The 16,457-nt window shown below is 38.7% G+C and carries 18 protein-coding genes and 1 pseudogene; 4 read left to right on the top strand and 15 right to left on the bottom strand.

Features of this window, described 5'->3' with window-relative positions; all coding sequences use genetic code 11:
* Positions 1 to 17 precede the first annotated feature (17 nt).
* Positions 18 to 644, top strand: coding sequence for a hypothetical protein (locus DY109_RS05310; RefSeq protein ID WP_112058923.1), 627 nt, complete (start codon positions 18 to 20; stop codon positions 642 to 644).
* Positions 616 to 1,470, top strand: coding sequence for a hypothetical protein (locus tag DY109_RS05315; RefSeq protein WP_147291173.1), 855 nt, complete (start codon positions 616 to 618; stop codon positions 1,468 to 1,470). Before DY109_RS05310 ends, DY109_RS05315 begins: the two co-directional genes overlap by 29 nt.
* A 20-nt stretch (positions 1,471 to 1,490) precedes the next feature.
* Here the strand turns inward: DY109_RS05315 and DY109_RS05320 are convergent, their stop codons facing one another.
* The 14 genes and pseudogenes from DY109_RS05320 to gyrA all read right to left on the bottom strand — a co-directional run bounded on the left by DY109_RS05320 (position 1,491) and on the right by gyrA (position 14,026).
* On the bottom strand, positions 1,491 to 2,849 hold the full coding sequence (locus DY109_RS05320; protein ID WP_023946148.1) for a class II 3-deoxy-7-phosphoheptulonate synthase: 1,359 nt from the start codon (positions 2,847 to 2,849) through the stop codon (positions 1,491 to 1,493).
* A 160-nt stretch (positions 2,850 to 3,009) separates the two neighbouring features.
* A complete protein-coding gene (gene rplT / locus DY109_RS05325; protein WP_023946146.1) occupies positions 3,010 to 3,360 on the bottom strand; it encodes a 50S ribosomal protein L20 in 351 nt (116 codons plus the stop codon).
* A gap of 80 nt (positions 3,361 to 3,440) precedes the next feature.
* Complete coding sequence (gene rpmI / locus DY109_RS05330) at positions 3,441 to 3,635, bottom strand: 50S ribosomal protein L35 (RefSeq protein ID WP_023946144.1); 195 nt, start codon at positions 3,633 to 3,635, stop codon at positions 3,441 to 3,443.
* Positions 3,592 to 4,178: pseudogene (infC, locus tag DY109_RS05335) on the bottom strand (translation initiation factor IF-3). Before infC ends, rpmI begins: the two are co-directional and overlap by 44 nt.
* Positions 4,175 to 6,055: a threonine--tRNA ligase gene (gene thrS / locus DY109_RS05340; protein ID WP_023946140.1), complete on the bottom strand. Its 1,881-nt coding sequence runs from the start codon at positions 6,053 to 6,055 to the stop codon at positions 4,175 to 4,177. Before thrS ends, infC begins: the two are co-directional and overlap by 4 nt.
* Positions 6,056 to 6,119: 64 nt before the next feature.
* Positions 6,120 to 7,433, bottom strand: coding sequence for a sigma-54-dependent transcriptional regulator (locus tag DY109_RS05345; RefSeq protein ID WP_023946139.1), 1,314 nt, complete (start codon positions 7,431 to 7,433; stop codon positions 6,120 to 6,122).
* A gap of 20 nt (positions 7,434 to 7,453) precedes the next feature.
* Positions 7,454 to 8,146, bottom strand: a complete 693-nt coding sequence (locus DY109_RS05350; RefSeq protein ID WP_023946137.1) for a hypothetical protein — start codon at positions 8,144 to 8,146, stop codon at positions 7,454 to 7,456.
* 48 nt (positions 8,147 to 8,194) lie between these two features.
* The gene (locus DY109_RS05355) at positions 8,195 to 8,455 is read right to left on the bottom strand and encodes a type II toxin-antitoxin system RelE family toxin (RefSeq protein ID WP_023946135.1); all 261 of its coding nucleotides are present in this window, start codon (positions 8,453 to 8,455) and stop codon (positions 8,195 to 8,197) included.
* Positions 8,452 to 8,661, bottom strand: a complete 210-nt coding sequence (locus DY109_RS05360; RefSeq protein WP_023946133.1) for a hypothetical protein — start codon at positions 8,659 to 8,661, stop codon at positions 8,452 to 8,454. The genes DY109_RS05355 and DY109_RS05360 overlap by 4 nt, the downstream gene beginning before the upstream one ends.
* A 182-nt stretch (positions 8,662 to 8,843) precedes the next feature.
* Positions 8,844 to 9,371: a hypothetical protein gene (locus DY109_RS05365; RefSeq protein ID WP_023946131.1), complete on the bottom strand. Its 528-nt coding sequence runs from the start codon at positions 9,369 to 9,371 to the stop codon at positions 8,844 to 8,846.
* Positions 9,372 to 9,377: 6 nt separating this feature from the next.
* A complete protein-coding gene (locus tag DY109_RS05370) occupies positions 9,378 to 9,587 on the bottom strand; it encodes a hypothetical protein (RefSeq protein WP_023946129.1) in 210 nt (69 codons plus the stop codon).
* A 44-nt stretch (positions 9,588 to 9,631) separates the two neighbouring features.
* Positions 9,632 to 9,865 (bottom strand): glycosyltransferase family A protein, encoded by a 234-nt coding sequence (locus DY109_RS05375; protein WP_081714841.1) that lies wholly within the window; start codon positions 9,863 to 9,865, stop codon positions 9,632 to 9,634.
* 229 nt (positions 9,866 to 10,094) lie between these two features.
* Positions 10,095 to 11,375 (bottom strand): alkaline phosphatase family protein, encoded by a 1,281-nt coding sequence (locus tag DY109_RS05380; protein ID WP_023946125.1) that lies wholly within the window; start codon positions 11,373 to 11,375, stop codon positions 10,095 to 10,097.
* A 152-nt stretch (positions 11,376 to 11,527) separates the two neighbouring features.
* Positions 11,528 to 14,026, bottom strand: coding sequence for a DNA gyrase subunit A (gene gyrA / locus DY109_RS05385; RefSeq protein ID WP_115737812.1), 2,499 nt, complete (start codon positions 14,024 to 14,026; stop codon positions 11,528 to 11,530).
* Positions 14,027 to 14,203: 177 nt separating this feature from the next.
* Between gyrA and DY109_RS05390 the strand changes: the two genes are divergently transcribed.
* Positions 14,204 to 14,962, top strand: coding sequence for a HugZ family heme oxygenase (locus DY109_RS05390; RefSeq protein ID WP_023946121.1), 759 nt, complete (start codon positions 14,204 to 14,206; stop codon positions 14,960 to 14,962).
* A 172-nt stretch (positions 14,963 to 15,134) separates the two neighbouring features.
* Here the strand turns inward: DY109_RS05390 and DY109_RS05395 are convergent, their stop codons facing one another.
* A complete protein-coding gene (locus DY109_RS05395) occupies positions 15,135 to 15,521 on the bottom strand; it encodes a GtrA family protein (protein WP_023946119.1) in 387 nt (128 codons plus the stop codon).
* 258 nt (positions 15,522 to 15,779) lie between these two features.
* On the opposite strand from DY109_RS05395, the gene DY109_RS05400 reads away from it, so the two are divergent.
* Positions 15,780 to 16,415 (top strand): superoxide dismutase, encoded by a 636-nt coding sequence (locus DY109_RS05400; protein ID WP_023946115.1) that lies wholly within the window; start codon positions 15,780 to 15,782, stop codon positions 16,413 to 16,415.
* Positions 16,416 to 16,457 lie beyond the last annotated feature (42 nt).

Raw genomic sequence — 16,457 nt, forward strand, 5'->3', positions numbered from 1 at the left:
TTTTAGAAAGGATTACAATGAATATATCTCAAGCACAAAAAGTGAAGTTATGGATATTGGGTATTTTTGGTATAGAGTTTTTGGGTTTGGTGCTTTTTTATGGATATGCGTATCCTATTGTTTTATTTTGGGGTGATGATTGGACGATAATTTTAGATTATAAGCCTATTTTACCAATAGCTCATTCTTGGATAGTGAGTCGGATTCTGCCTGTTTGGCTTATGGACTTTTTTATGATATTTGGGGCTTATGTGGTTATGCCTATAAGTGGGCTAGGCTTTTTGGAATCTATGAGTGTGGGATTGGCATTGTGGCTTGCATTGGCTGTTATTGGTATGCAATATGCACTCTATAAACTGTGTTCTTTGATTACCAAAAGTGCTGTGTATGGGCTACTTGCAAGTATGGTGTTTGTTGTTGGTGGATTTGGTGCTACAAAAATAAGTGCTATGCCGTTATTGTATCCTGCTGATTTGAATGCGGAAGGAATGGGGTATGTTTTTACAATGATGTGCTTTTATCTTCTTCCATATTTGCTTAATTTGAGTCTTGTTTGTGTATTTGAATATTTGCGATTGGCTAAGCTCTCTTTCAAAAATACTAAAACTGCTGCTATTGTCGGGGGGGGGGGGGATTTTTGCTAGCTATATAGCTATTTTTTCTATGACTACTGCAAGTTTTATGCTTGCAAGTTATGCGGGTATTGTGATTGGGTTTAAGATTTTTGGATTTTTGAGATATGGTTCGTGGAGAATCTGGCGAGCTTTTGGTTTGTTTGATTGGTTTTTGTGCGCAATTATCGTGCTTTGGTGTATCGCAGCTATTCTTGATATGGGTTCTGGAAGGGTAGAGTATTGTGGAAGTTTTGATTTATCTTTTGGTATGAAATACACATATCAGACATTCAAAATGTTTGAGAGGGGTTTTTATTATCTTTTTGTGTTTGGGGCTATTGTGGCTGCGGTTAGTGTGTGGCGACTCAAAATAATGCGAATAGAATTTTTAGCTTCTTTGCTTTGGCTTTTGCTTTTGGGTGGATTTTATGTGCTTGTTGTATCAAAATGTGGAGCAAAATATTATTTGATGAGTGGATTCTTTTTGAGTATGCTTGTCGTGCTTGCTTTTTATAGCGCTTTACTTTGTGTGTTTTCGATCAAAAGCAACAAAACTAGAGTGCAAGGATCGCTCATAGTGAGTGCTATACTTTGTTTTTGTATAGCTTCAAGTTTTACAAAAAGCTATCAGGAGCGTCCAAGAGCTGCGTATAAAGAGCTTATGATGTATGCTAAGTCTTGGGTTACACAAGTGCAAAAGGCACAACAAAATGGCAAACATAAGATCACAATTACCATTCCAAAAGCTTTGCCTCATTGGCGTTGGCAATGGTTTATGAATGGCTTTCCGCATACTCTTTTAAGATATGGAATTATATCTGATCACATAGAGGTAACTTTCGCCCCAATGGAATAAGATTAAATCTATGATCTATTTTAGATTCTGCGCTCTTTAAGCATATCAGCTACAAGAAATGCAAGCTCAATGGCTTGAGTAGCGTTAAGCCTTGGATCGCATTGTGTGTGATAGCAGCTCGCGAGATTGGCTTCAGTGATGGCTTGCGAGCCACCGACACATTCTGTTACATCATTGCCTGTCATTTCAAGATGTATCCCACCCGCGACACTTCCATTGGCTTTGTGAATATCAAAAAAGCTTTTGACTTCGCTCAAAATATCATTAAACGCGCGCGTTTTATAGCCATTATTGGCTTTGATCGTATTGCCATGCATAGGATCGCAGCTCCATAGAATATGCCTTCCTTCTTTATGGACGCTTTCAAGAAGTTTTGGAAAGTTTTGCTTGATTTTGTCAGCACCCATTCGGACGATGAGATTGAGTCGTCCCTCTTCATTGCTTGGGTTGAGAATCTCACAAATCCCCATAATCTCATCTTTAGTTGCTGTTGGACCTATTTTTACACCCACAGGATTTTTGATCCCTCGCAAAAACTCCAAATGCGCCCCATCTAAATCTCGCGTGCGCTCACCTATCCAGAGCATATGTGCCGAGCAATCATACCATTGTCCTGTGAGGCTATCTTGGCGCACAAGCTGTTCTTCATAATTTAACAATAAAGCTTCATGGCTTGTGTAGAATTCTGTTTCTTTGAGTGCGGGGGTGTTTTGGGTATTGATACCGCAAGCATTCATAAAGCCCAAAGTTTGCGTGATTTGATTGGCAAGTTGTTCGTATTTTTTGCCAAAAGGATTAGATCTGACAAAATCAAGATTCCAGCGATGAACTTCGCTCAAATCCGCAAGCCCACCACTTGCAAACGCGCGCAAAAGATTAAGCGTTGCCGCACTTTGATTGTAAGCTTTTAGCATTCGCGTAGCATCAGGCTCCCTAGAATCTAAATCAAAATCCATTCCATTGATAATATCTCCGCGATAGCTTGGCAATTTTTTGCCATTACTTTCCTCAAAATCGCTGCTACGCGGTTTGGCAAACTGCCCTGCCAAACGCCCAACTTTGACGATTGGACAGCTTCCTGCAAAGGTCAAAATCGCACTCATTTGGATAATCACCTTAAACAAATCGCGAATGCTTGAACCACTGAATTGACAAAAACTCTCCGCACAATCCCCGCCTTGCAATAAAAATGCCTCGCCTTTTTGGACTTGAGCGAAGTGCTTTTTGAGATTTCTTGCCTCACCTGCAAATACAAGTGGCGGATAGGATTTGAGCTCTTTTTCTACTTCTTGTAGTGCTTGCTGATTACTATAAGTTGGGTGCTGTTTGATTAGAAATGTTCTCCAGCTTTGTGCGTTCCAAGTGTTTGGTGATTTCATCGCTTTCCTTTTGAGTATGCAAAATAAATTAAATAAAAATTGTAGCAGAGATGTGCTAATTTAGATTCTGCATTTTAGAGAGATTGAGGTTTTAAGTGATAATTTATGAAGTGAGTTTGAGTGCGCTTTGGTATTGCTCCAAAGCGCATTTTGGTTATGATTAGATTGCTTTTTTTGCGAGTTCGACCATTTTTGCAAAACTTTCAGGCTCATTCATCGCCATATCAGCCAAGATTTTTCTATCAAGCTCGATATTTGCAAGCTTTAGCCCATGCATAAATTTTGAATAACTTATATCATTTATCCTGCAAGCTGCATTGATGCGCACGATCCACAAACTACGAAAATCTCGCTTTTTTTGCTTTCTATCGCGAAACGCATAGCACATACTTCTTTCAAGTTGTTCTTTTGCTTTGCGAAAATGTTTTCTTCTTCCGCTATAAAATCCTCTTGCGAGTTTTAAGATTTTTTTATGCCTTCTGCGACGGACAACGCCAGTTTTTACTCTCATATTATTCCTTTACCTTATATTTGGTGTAGCCTTTTGGCTAATCTTTCCCTGCATATCTGTGATATTAGGGGGACTCCTTCTTACGCCTTACAAAGTAGATTCTTGACAGAATCTATATTTGCACTATGCACATAATGAGGGCTTTTGAGTTTTGCTTTTGTTTTGGGTGATTTCTTTGTCAAAATATGGCTTCTAAAAGCACTGCCGCGTTTGATAAGATTTTTTTTCACCTTAAAACGTTTTGCTGCCCCACGATTTGTTTTCATCTTTGGCATCGTCTTCTCCTTTCATAAGATTAGTTATTTTGATTGCTTTTTTGGCACAAAAAGTAATGAGACAAACCGCCCCTCTGTTTTTGGCTCTTTTTCGGGTTGTGCGATGTCTTCCATCATTTCGGTAATGCGATTAAGCACAGATTGTCCGAGTTGTGGATTTGTGATTTCGCGCTGTTTAAGCACGACTTTAAATCGCACATGCTTACCTTCAGTAATAAAATCTCTTGCATGTTTGACTTTATAATTGATGTCATTTTGAGCAATTTGCGTTGAGAGCTTGATTTCTTTGATCTCGATTTGCTTTTGCTTTTTCTTTGCTTCTTTTTGCTTTTTTTCTAATTGGTAGCGGTATTTACCATAATCCATAACCTTACACACAGGTGGTTTGGCATTTGGCGAGACGCATACCAAATCTAAGCCTCTAGATTGTGCAATCTTTTGGGCATCATACGATGATATGACTCCATATACTTCACCATTATCATCAACGCAACGAACCTCAGGAAATCGTATCTCCTCATTTAGCAATACTTCTTTGCTCAAAAACTAACCTCTTTTAATTTAGATTCTATCAATGTTATCAATTCTCCTTCGCTTAGATTGTATTGTTGCTTGCTTCTGCGATCGCGGATAGCAAGGATTTTAGATTCTACTTCTTTTTCTCCGATGACAAGAATCATCGGCACTCTTTGCTTTTCGGCTGTGCGGATCCTTTTGTTGAGCGTTTCGTTTTTATTGAGTATCTCCGCATATGCCCCAACTTGCCTGATTTTAAGCTGTATTTCTTTGGCATAAGAGAGCTGGGCTTGAGAAATCGGTATGATGACAACCTGTGTAGGCGCGATCGCAAAAGGAAACTCTCCGCTAAAATGTTCTGTCAAAATAGCCACAAATCGCTCAAAAGAGCCTAAAATAGCGCGATGAAGCATTACTGGTCGTTTGGCTTGATTTTCTTCATCGGTGTATTCAAGCATAAAACGTTCCGGAAGATTCATATCCACTTGGATTGTCCCGCATTGCCATTTTCGTCCTATCGCATCAGTGATTTTTATGTCGATTTTTGGTCCATAAAAAGCCCCGCCACCTTCATCGATTTGGTATTGGATTTGGTTTTTTTCTAGGGCTTTTTTGAGTGCAGTTGTCGCGCTTTGCCAAATCGCTTCATCGCCTATGGATTTTTCTGGGCGCGTAGAGAGCTCCATTTCGTAGCAAAACCCAAAGGCTTCCATGATCTTTCGCGTAAAATCGATGATAGAATCTACTTCAGATTCTATTTGGTTTGGCAGACAAAAGATATGCGCGTCATCTTGAGTAAATTCCCTCACGCGCAAAAGCCCATGCAAAACCCCGCTTTTTTCATGGCGATGAACGACTCCATATTCATAAAATCGTAGTGGCAATTCCCTATAACTGCGTTTTGCGCTTTGATAGACTTTGATATGCCCGACACAATTCATAGGCTTTATACCATATTCTGTCTCATCAATAGTCGTAAAATACATATTTTCTTTGTAATTATCATAATGCCCGCTGACTTTCCACACATCGCTTTTGAGTATTTCAGGACCCCTCACAGGCTCATATTCGCGCATAATCAAAGCTTTTGTAAGGAGATTTTCTAATCGCACGCGCAGTCTCGCTCCCGCAGGAAGCCAAATCGGAAGCCCAGCACCGATTTCCTCATCAAATGTAAAAAGCCCAATCTCTTGCCCGATTTTCCTATGATCGCGCTTTTTGGCTTCTTCTATTTGCGTGAGATAGGCATTTAAGCTTTCTTTGTCGGCAAATGCGATACCATAGATTCTAGTAAGCATTTGGGCTTTTTCATCACCGCCTAGATACGCGCCTGCAAGTTTGGTAAGCTTGAAATAATGCAAAAACTTCGTGTTTGGAAGATGTGGTCCCCGACACAAATCCTCAAAATCCCCCTGCGCATACACACCGAAACTATCGCCCTCTATTTTGCTCATCACCGCTATTTTTAAATCATCATTTTTGAATTTTTCTTCTGCTTGCTTGCGCGTGATTGTTGTTTTGGTGATTGAGTAGCCTATTTTGGCGATTTCTTTCATTTTTTTCTCGATTGTTATGAGATCTTCTTCACCTATTTTTGCGCTTGTTTTGAAATCATAATAAAACCCCTCATCAACAACTGGACCTACAAAAAACTTCGCATCAGGATAGAGTGTTTTTATCGCTTGAGCCATAAGGTGCGCTGCTGAGTGGCGGATAATCTCTAGTGCTTCTTTGGAATTATCAAAATAAATTGGCTCGCCAATTTTTTCGTTTATTTTGGTATTGTTTGCATTATTTTGACTTGCTTTTTGCTCTTGTGTATTTGCATTGAAAGTCGCAGGATTTTGCGCACTTTGGAGATCGATAATGCTATCATCACACTTAAAACCTATAATTTCTGACATTTTTAAATACATAATCCTTCAGTAAAATAAAGCGTAATCATATCAAATCCTATCTTGTTTTAAGCTAAAGTTTGAGATTATATTTGGTGATTTTATCACTCAGCACTTCTTGCGTCATTCCTAGAATCTCACTTGCTTTTTGGAGATTATTATCACAATCTTGCAAAACTTCTTGAAGGAGCTCTTTTTCTAATGTTTGGATTTTTTGCTTTGCTTTTGAAGTGCGACTCTCCAAAAACAAATCACTAGGCATAATCTCTTCTCCATCACTTAAAATCGCCGCTCTCTCTACGACAGAGAGAAGCTCTCGGACATTTCCATACCATTCGTAATTTACAAGCATATCTTCAGAATCTTTTGAGAATCTTTTTGATGGAAGGTTGTATTGAGCGATGATTGTTTCAAGCTGATGATTGGCAATTGGCAGAATCTCTTCTTGGCGATCTTTGAGCGGTGAGATAAACACAGGAATTGTCTGAAGCCGATAAAACAAATCCTCTCTGAATTCTTTTTTGGCGATTTTGTCTTGGAGATTGGCATTTGTAGCGGAGACAAACCGCACATCAAAGCTAATGGGTTTGCTTCCGCCAAGACGCGTTACTTCTTTTTCTTGGATAGCGCGCAGAAGCTTTGCTTGAAGCATGATAGGCATTTCGCCGATTTCATCTAAAAATAATGTCCCGCCACTTGCCACTTCAAAAAGTCCGGGCTTTGGTGCGATAGCGTCTGTAAAAGCACCTTTTTCATACCCAAATAATTCAGATTCTAGCAAATGCTCTGGAATGGCTGCCATATTGATTGCGACAAATGGCTTTTTAGCGCGGTTAGAATTCTCATGGATAAATCGCGCAAATACTTCTTTGCCAACGCCGCTAGCCCCCATAAGTAGCACACTAGAATCTGTTTTGGCGACTTTTAGCACTTGTGCTTTGATAGATTCTAGGGCTTTTGATGTGCCTACAAATGGTATTTTTTTGTCGTTGTGTGTTGCGTGTTTGGAGGTGGTTTTTGTGTGTGTTTTTTGAAATTCTTGAATCTTTTTGGTGCGATAAATTGCCTCTAGGAGCAATTCTGGCTCAAATGGTTTTTGAAAAAAATCTTTTACACCAAGTCGTATAGAATCTATCGCGCTATTGAGCGTGGCATTTCCGGTGATGACGATCATTTCGTATTTGCCATTGAGCTGCTTTAAAAATTCTAATCCATTCATTTGTGGCATATTGAGATCTGTAATCACCAAATCAAAACTAGAATCCAAGCTTGAGAGCGCGTCTTTTGGATTCCGAAAAGTTACGACATCAAGATCTTTTTGGTCACTGAAAAAAAACTCCAAACTTTTTCTCATATTTATATCATCTTCGACAATAGCAATTTTCATTAGATTCTCCTTAATCTGTATTATTTTGGCTCTTCAAGCACTTCGATAATCAAATATCGATTTTCCAAATATGCCAAAACGCGCTTGGCAGGTATGCTTAAAAGTGTGCTGTCATTGATGTATTCTAGATTCTGTGTTTGCGCGTCATGGCGCATTTGGACGCCACTTTTGCGCAGGCATTCAAGCACTTTGTCTTGATAATGCGTGAGAATGTATTTTATCGCATACACTTCATCATCTGTAATTATATCATTGATAGGCGTATCTAGCGAGCAGATATATTTGACTTTGAGATTCTGGGCTTTGGAGACAAGTGGATCGGAGATGTTGTATTTCTCACCTGTGATGATGCCATTTTCGCTCAATGCCTTATAAGAGATGATAAATTCAAGCTTGGTTTTTGGGCTTATAGCCTCATCTGGAGTAAGGGGATCTGGGATAGATAAGGGGCTAGGCAGAATCTGTGGGATTACTTGTTGTTCTAAAAGTTGTTTATTTTGCTCTTTTTGTTGCTTTTGTGATTGTTTTTGTGAGGGTGTGGCAGAATCTACATCTTTTGGGGTTTGGGTTTTTATCTGTGTATCAGGGGCGATGATGAGTGAATTGCGTGAATCAAGCATATTGTGTGAGCCAAGCAAATCACCCTGCGCAAAGGTTGGTATATTGATAGTGATAGCAAAAAATACAATCCTCAAACAAAATCTCCAAAACATCAACACCTCTTAAAAAATAGCATTATAATCAATATTTTGTAATTTGGCTTATTTATACACACTACCCCTAGATTCTGCTTTGTGGGCATATATCAATAGTTTGTCATTTATGATTTCATACAAAAAGCAATATTTGGAGATTCTCAATCGAAAATGGCTTTCTTTGCCTTGGAGTTTTTTGACATCAAGAGTATTGTCATAAGGGTTAGTGGCTAGAAGTTCAAAGCTTTCTTTTATTTTGGGTGCGATATTTTTGTGTTTGTTGATAAATTTTGCAAAGTCTTTGCTATACAAAAGTTCGTATTTCATTGTTTTAATTTTTCAAAAAGCTCTTTATGGCTAATTGCCTCACCTCTCTCAAATTCTTTTTTTGCTTTTTTGTATGCTTTTTGGTCGTCTTTTGTCCATAAGGTATCATCATCTTTTATCGTGCGAATCTTTGCGTTATCGAGTTTAACCATGGCTTGCAGAGCCTTTTTGAGCTCGCTACTTGCATTTTCTATAAGTAGTGTCATTGTTTTTCTTAATCCCCCAAATTTTTATAAGTAGCTTGGTTTGATACTTTAATACCAAAATACAAAATATATTGTTAAGTTGTGGATTATAACATTGTTTTAGCGTTTTAAATAAAAAATAAGTGCGCTTCTAGAAAGTTTTGGCATTGTATCGTTATTATGTTGGCTTTAGATTCTAGAATCTAAAGCTTCCTGCCTTCATAAAGCACTTTTCCAAAGAGTTTGATATAGGTTTGCTTTTTGGAGATTCTCACTCGAAAATATTGTTTAAATCTTTCTTTAAAAGTAGCGGTTTTGTCGATAAATTCTTGCGCGCTATTTGAGCTTAAGCAAGCGCGTAAGATTCTGTCATTTTGGATTACTTCTTGTGGAATTTTAAGCTCACGCACAAAGGTTTTTGCTTTTTCAAAATCCGCATCACTTTTTGACATATATTCTACTGGTGGGCGAAGCAAGAACGAAGGCACACCCAAAGAAAGCAGATTATGCTCTTTTAAAAACAAAAATGCATATTTAAAATTATCGCGCCATTCCATTGGTTTTTTGTGTCCTACTTTCATAAGAGATTCTGGTCTTTGGCGGTGAAAATATCGCGCATGATAATTAATGACAAATTTTTTAGCAAGAGCATGTGCGCAAAAATTAAAAACAATATCTTCTGCATGCACTTTTGGGAATCGTAAGTCTTTGATAAGATTGTAATCATACACGCAACGTCACACTTCCGCTTTTGTGATTTTATTGTGCTTAAATTGCCATGCTAAGCCTTTTGTCTGCCTCTGCCGAATCCTAAAGGTTTTTGCATTGTAGTGATTTGTGTCAAATATCGCTACATCGGAGCATTTAGCAATCTTGACATTATGAGCTTGCATACTAAAGACAAGATTGCAAAAATAATTCTTGCTTATCACATCATCAGAATCCACAAATCCTACAAGATTATTGTTATCAGGGGTATTGTTTTGCCCTTCTAGCTGTGTTTTAGGTATTCTAAGCCTGCATTTCTGACAAGAGCTAAACCTTGATTCTCTTGATTGATAAGCACAAATCGTGGATCACTCAAATACTCCTGCGCGATTTGTGCGTTCTCATCAGTGTTACCATCATTTATCATAATCGCCAAAAAATTCTCATAGCTTTGATTTTGCACAGAATCTAGACATTCTCTAAGATAAGGCGCGACATTATAAATTGGGATTATAATATTGTGAGCTTTTTATTTTCAATTTTTTTCATTGTTTATCGCTTTTGTGTTGAATAAATCGCAATTATAGCGCAGTTTTAAAATATTACAAGGCAGTCAGCCAGCCCTAATGGATTGTGATTATCTGGATTTAGTACTATTAACCTTCCATAGCGGGTCATAAAAACTAGATTCTTGGCTTAAAAGTTTATTAAATTCATTAATTCCTAGCTCTTCTAAAAGTGTCTTGCTATATAGTGGATTGCGTCCAAGCCCAAAGGCACGCACCGATAGAATCTAAAATTAGTGCGCTTATATCAAAATGGCTAACAAGGCGATTTTTGGTGAGGCTAGATTCTGGTGTGATACTAAAGCTAGGATTGATGAAGGTATTAAAAATAGCGCGTTTAGTGCCTTGCGGGAAATAATCTTGTTTCATCGAGAGATGATCGCCTAGCACGATAATGCTTGTATCTTTGTAAAAATCCTGACTCTTTGCCCATGAGATAAATTCTGAAACATTTTTATCCGCACAAAGCACGACATTATTAAATGCGACATTTTCCTTAAACTCCGCGCAATGCTGTGGATCGATATTGCGGCTTGCAAAATATTGTGAGGTGAAATATTCCTCTCCATGCAGTGAAATATGATGTGAGTTGTAGAATTGATTTTTACCCGCAAACTTTATGCTAGCCCCTTGAATCGCAAGTTGCGTATAGCCAAGTGAATGCAAAATATCGCCCACACAAGTAGCAGAATCTAAAAAATATGCGTGAGCAAAGCTATTGCCTTCGATGGGAAGCTTAAGCGGGATAGCACAAAGATATGAAGTCAGCCCTGCTATCGTCCAGCCCGTGCCTACGACTTGAGTTATTCTACCAAAGCTTTGCGTGGAGCTGAAGTTTGTATTTGCCACACCAAGTGTGGAAAGATTTGGGAGAAGCTCACCAAATGGCGCATATAATGTTCGCGCACAAAATGCAGAGATTTTGTGATAAAGCTTTGAAGTGCTTGAGATGATAAGTGTTTGAATGTTTGTGTAATGCGTAGAATCTATGTATTGCATAAGGCGCGCAAATTTTGGGCTTTTGCGTGCTAAAAATCTCCAAAGTGGCGCACCAAAGATCACAATACCTAACAACGCGCTTGGTAACACAACGCTTTTTGCAAAACTTTTAAAAATCGTAGAATGTTCTGAGAATCCTAAACTATACAGGAATCTATCAAATGGGTTTTGTGGATAAGTTTTGAGAATCCAAAGTGTATGAAAAAGCGCAACGATGATAAGAAAAACCTTGAGTTTTGATGAAGCCTGAAAGTGCTTTGAGTACCAATTTATAAGCTTGCGTGATAATGGCGGAAAGCAAAAAAGCACACTTATAACCACGCTTGGAATGATGACATGCCCGATAAAACTAAATACAAAAGTGAGATCAACACCCGCAATAAGAAACTGCAAATGAAACAGAATCTGTGTAAAGGTAACTTCGCCATATAAACAACTCGTCCATGCACTTGCAAAGATCAAAAAAATCGCACTAAAAAATAAAATAAAAAGAAGCGCAGTGCTAAAAATTTTTAGCCAAAGTGTTTTTGTTATGAGTTTTGCCCCTTAATATACCTTAATAATATTTTGCTTTCATATTTTGTTTTTGTGCTTTGCTTTTATTTGTTGCTGTTTTATTCGTTATTATTGGATTCTCCATTGTCTTTCTCTTCACTATCTTTTTCTCCATCTTTGTCCTCTTTGGGGCAGATCACTGCAAAGGCTACTTTTTCGCCCGCGACATTGACGATTTTTACGCCACTTGTATTGCGCGCAGATGCGCGTATGGCTTCAGTATCCACGCGGATCATTTTGCCTGAGCTTGTAAGCACCATTAAATCCATATTCTCATCATTGACATTTACGACACTTACGAGATTTCCGGTTTTTGGTGTGAGTTTCATAACGATTACGCCTTTGCCACCGCGACTTTGTAGTCTGTATTCGCCTGCACTTGTTTGCTTGCCTATACCCTGCTCGCTGATTGTGAGGAGTTTATCAGTGTCATTGCCAATGGTTACTGCTGCGATCACATGATCGCCCTTAGCTTTGAAGCGGATTCCGGTTACCCCGCGACTCACACGCCCAATCTCGCGCACTTCATCGATTCCAAATCGTATGCACATACCTTTGAAAGTCGCGATAAAAAGTTCTTTGATGTCTTGAGTGATGATATTTGCTGTTACAAGCTCATCATCTTCATCAAGATTTATCGCGCGCACGCCTACTGATCGGATATTGCTGTATTCGCTTAGGTTTGTGCGCTTGACGATTCCGTTTTTGGTGAAAAATACAAGTGATTTGTCGCTGTGGAAGTCGGTTGTGGTTATTGTCGCCATGATTTTTTCATCACTTTGAAGGTTAATGAGATTCACCACCGCCTTGCCGATTGCAGTTCTGCCTGCTTCTGGGATTTTATAGACTTTGAGCCAATAGAGTTGCCCGCGGTTTGTGATAAACATAATCGTATCATGCGTATTTGCTACAAAGAAAGATTCTATAAAGTCATCATCATGCGTGTTACCACTGATTTTGCCCTTGCCACCGCGGTTTTGCTTCTCATAAGTCTTGAGTTGCACGCGCTTTACATAGCCTCTATGACTCATTGTTACGACTACTGGCTCATTTGGGATCAAATCCTCAATATCAATCGCATCATAATCCTCTTCTATTTGTGTTTTACGCGGTGAGCTAAATTTCTCTTTGACTTCGAGCAATTCAGTGCGGATAATATCTTTGAGTTTTTCTTCGCTTTTTAAAATACTATTGAGATACTCTATTTCAGCAAGAAGTTGTGCGTATTCTTGCTCGATTTTGTCGCGCTCTAGCCCTGTGAGTCGTTGCAAGCGCATTTCAAGGATTGCTTTTGCTTGTAGCTCGCTAAGATTAAATTTCTCTATAAGTCCTATTTTTGCTTCTTCGCTATCTTTGCTTGCTCTAATGAGTGCTATCACTTCATCGATATGATCAAGCGCGATTTTAAGTCCTTCTAAAATATGCGCGCGCGCTTTTGCTTTTTCAAGCTCAAAAATCGTTCGGCGGATAATGATTGTTTTGCGATGAGAGATAAAGATATTGAGCAATTCAAGGAGATTAAAAATTTTTGGCTCTTTGTTATTAATCGCAAGCAAGATAATACCAAAGGTGCTTTCCATAGCTGTGGATTTGTAAAGATGATTTAGCACAATTTCACTCATTGCATCTTTTTTGAGCTCGATGACAATGCGCATACCTTCTCTATCGGATTCATCGCGCACTTCAGAGATGCCTTCGATTATTTTTTCTTTCGCAAGCTCACTGATTTGTTCGACAAGCTTTGCTTTATTGACTTGGTAGGGCACTTCATCGACGATAATAATATCTTTGGTTTTTGTTTTTTCGATGTGTGTTTTGGCTCGCACACGGATTCTGCCTCGACCTGTCGCATACGCATCGATGATTCCTTGTTTGCCATAAATCACGCCACCTGTGGGAAAATCCGGACCTTTGACAAATTGCATTAATTCATCTAATGGCGCGTTTGGATTGTCAATCACACACAAAAGTGCATCAATAATTTCATCAACGCGATGAGGTGGAATATTTGTTGCCATTCCCACAGCGATTCCACTTGAGCCATTGATAAGGAGATTTGGCAATCGTGTAGGCAAGACATCTGGCTCTTTGAGTGTGTCATCATAATTTGGCACAAAATCAACCGTGTCTTTGTCTATATCCCGCAGAATCTCCTCGCTCGCACTTGTCATTCTTGCTTCAGTGTAGCGCATTGCCGCAGCCGCATCGCCATCGATTGAGCCGAAATTCCCTTGCCCATCGACAAGCTCAAGACGCATTGAAAAATCCTGCGCCATACGCACAAGCGCGTCATACACCGCCGTATCGCCGTGTGGGTGGTATTTACCGATCACATCACCTACGATTTTTGCACTTTTGACATATTTTACTTTTGAGGTGAGGTTGAGCGTGTGCATCGCATACAAAATCCTTCTATGCACAGGCTTTAGCCCGTCTTTTGCATCAGGCAATGCGCGTCCGACAATAACGCTCATTGAATAGTCAAGATAGCTATCTTTGATAGAATCATCTATCCGAACATCAACGATTCCAGCTGTATTATCTAAAAGATTATCCATACTTTTTAGCTCCATGTAAATAATAAAAAATGCATTGTATCTTAGGTTTTCTTAAAAACTAAGCAAAAAATTTTTAAATAATTAATAATTATTCCTATTTTTAATAAAACTCTAAGTTTAAATTCCTTACAATGCTTCCAAAGTTTGTAACAATCAACTGCAACTAAGGAGTTTAAGATGAGTTTTTCAAGTGTATTAGAACACATGAATAAGCACCATATAAAAGAAATAGAGGGCTTGGTGAGAAAATTTGGCGGTGTGTCAAATCCACAAAACGCAAAGCTCAAATCTGTGGATTATGAGGGGCTAGATATTGTGTATGATGGTGGCGATCTTCGTGTTGAATTCCCCAAAAAAGCAAATGATAACACCCTAAGAGATAGTATCATCGAGCTGTGTATGAGCGTGGAGCAAACCTATAATGTGCAAAGTGTCGCCAAAGAGGTCAAAGAGTTTGCAAAAAGCTTTGGTTCAGTGGTTTTAGCAAGCCTTAACATAAAAGGCGAAGTGCTTGCGACTTATGCGCCAGTGATTCACTTTGATGATAAATTTTTCATCTATATTAGTGAAGTGAGTGAGCATTATGAAAGTATCAAAACAAATCCAGAAAATATTGAAATGATGTTTTTAGAAGATGAGAGCAAGGCAAAATCTGTGATTTTACGCAAACGTTTGCGATATAGAGTGCAAGCGCGGTTCGTGGAACGCGATTCGCAAGAATTCAATGCTGTATTTGAGCAATTCATCGCGCAAAGTGGCGGAGGCGGTGGCATAAAAACTATTCGCAATATGACAGATTTTCATATGATTGAGCTTATCACAAAAAAAGGTCGCTTTGTCAAAGGATTTGGTCAGGCTTATGAGCTTATCGATGATAAAGTCATCTATCTAGGAGGTGGCGGCAATCCGCACTCAAAAAATCCGCATTCTAAGTAACACTAAGCATAAACTAACTAATGGAGTAATAGGGTCTGGTTGTGTGGTGGGTCTCCTTTAGTTGTTGTGATTTGTTTAGGTAATCCCTAATTTGCATTATCTTCCTTTAATAATAAAATGATCCCCTCTCTCTCCTTTGGGGACATTTTTATTATTGTAACTTTATCTTAATTTACACTTCTTTATAAATGATAAAATTACGAACGCTAAAATTAAAGAAAAACGCAATGCCCGTAGCAATGATTTTGCTTAGCATTTCATCAAGTTTTAGCCATTCTACGCACATATACAGCACACCCATATCCAAGCATAACCCCAAGAAACTCACAATATAAATCAGCGCACTTTCTTTGAGTAGCGAATGTTTGGAATCTTTGAAAATAAATCGCTTCGCTAAGATGAAATTCCACAATGTCGCCAATACAAAAGCCATAAATCCTGCGAGCATATAAGCAATAGCAAACTTTTCTAAGCACACATAAAACACAGCCCAATTCACAAGTGCTGCGCTACCACCGACAAAAACATACAAAATAAGATTTGAGAAATTTTTATACATATAACCTCTTGTTAAAAGTTTGCATTATAGCAGATTTTACAGAATCTAGATTTTGCTTTTTGTCATTGCGAGCGCAAGCAAAACCTAGAATCTTGTTTGCAGAGTAAATCTCTTATCTGCGCACGCAACACCTGCACACCACATATGCACAATGACAAGCTACAAAGTTTAGATTCCAAATCTGAAATTATTATGTAATTTATAGCTATTTTGTTTTATAATTTGCATTCACAACAACTTAATTTATTAGGAGAAACTATGTTTGAATTACGGAAATTACCTTACAATAAAGACAGCTTTGGCGATTTTTTGAGTGCGAGCACATTTGATTATCACCACGGCAAACACCACCAAACTTATATCAATAACCTTAACAACCTCATCAAAGGCACGCAGTTTGAAAATGCTGAACTATACGACATTATCAAACAATCAAATGGCGGGCTTTTTAATAACGCAGCGCAAGTGTATAATCACGATTTTTATTGGGATTGTATCACGCCAAGCCAAAGTCAAATCAGCCAAGAGCTTCAATCTGCCTTACAAGCGGATTTTGGTGGCGTTGATGGCTTCAAAGAAAAATTCATTCAAGCAGCAACGACACTTTTTGGCTCAGGTTGGTGCTGGCTTGTGTTTAATCCTAGCACTTCTAAGCTTGAGATTATCCAAACAAGCAACGCTCAAACCCCTGTGAGCGAAGATAAGATTCCAGTGCTTGTCGTTGATGTGTGGGAGCATGCCTACTACATAGATCACAAAAACGCACGTCCTGCGTATTTGGAGAAATTCTTTAGTCATATTAATTGGGAATTTGCATCGCAAGCGTATGAGTGGGCGAAAAAAGAAGGTGTGGGATCGGTGAGATTCTACATTAATGGCATTCACAAAAAATAATCCAAAACCAAAACGCGCAGAATCTAGCGCGTCCTAGTCCTT

The sequence above is a fragment of the Helicobacter fennelliae genome, from assembly GCF_900451005.1.
Classification (GTDB): domain Bacteria; phylum Campylobacterota; class Campylobacteria; order Campylobacterales; family Helicobacteraceae; genus Helicobacter_B; species Helicobacter_B fennelliae.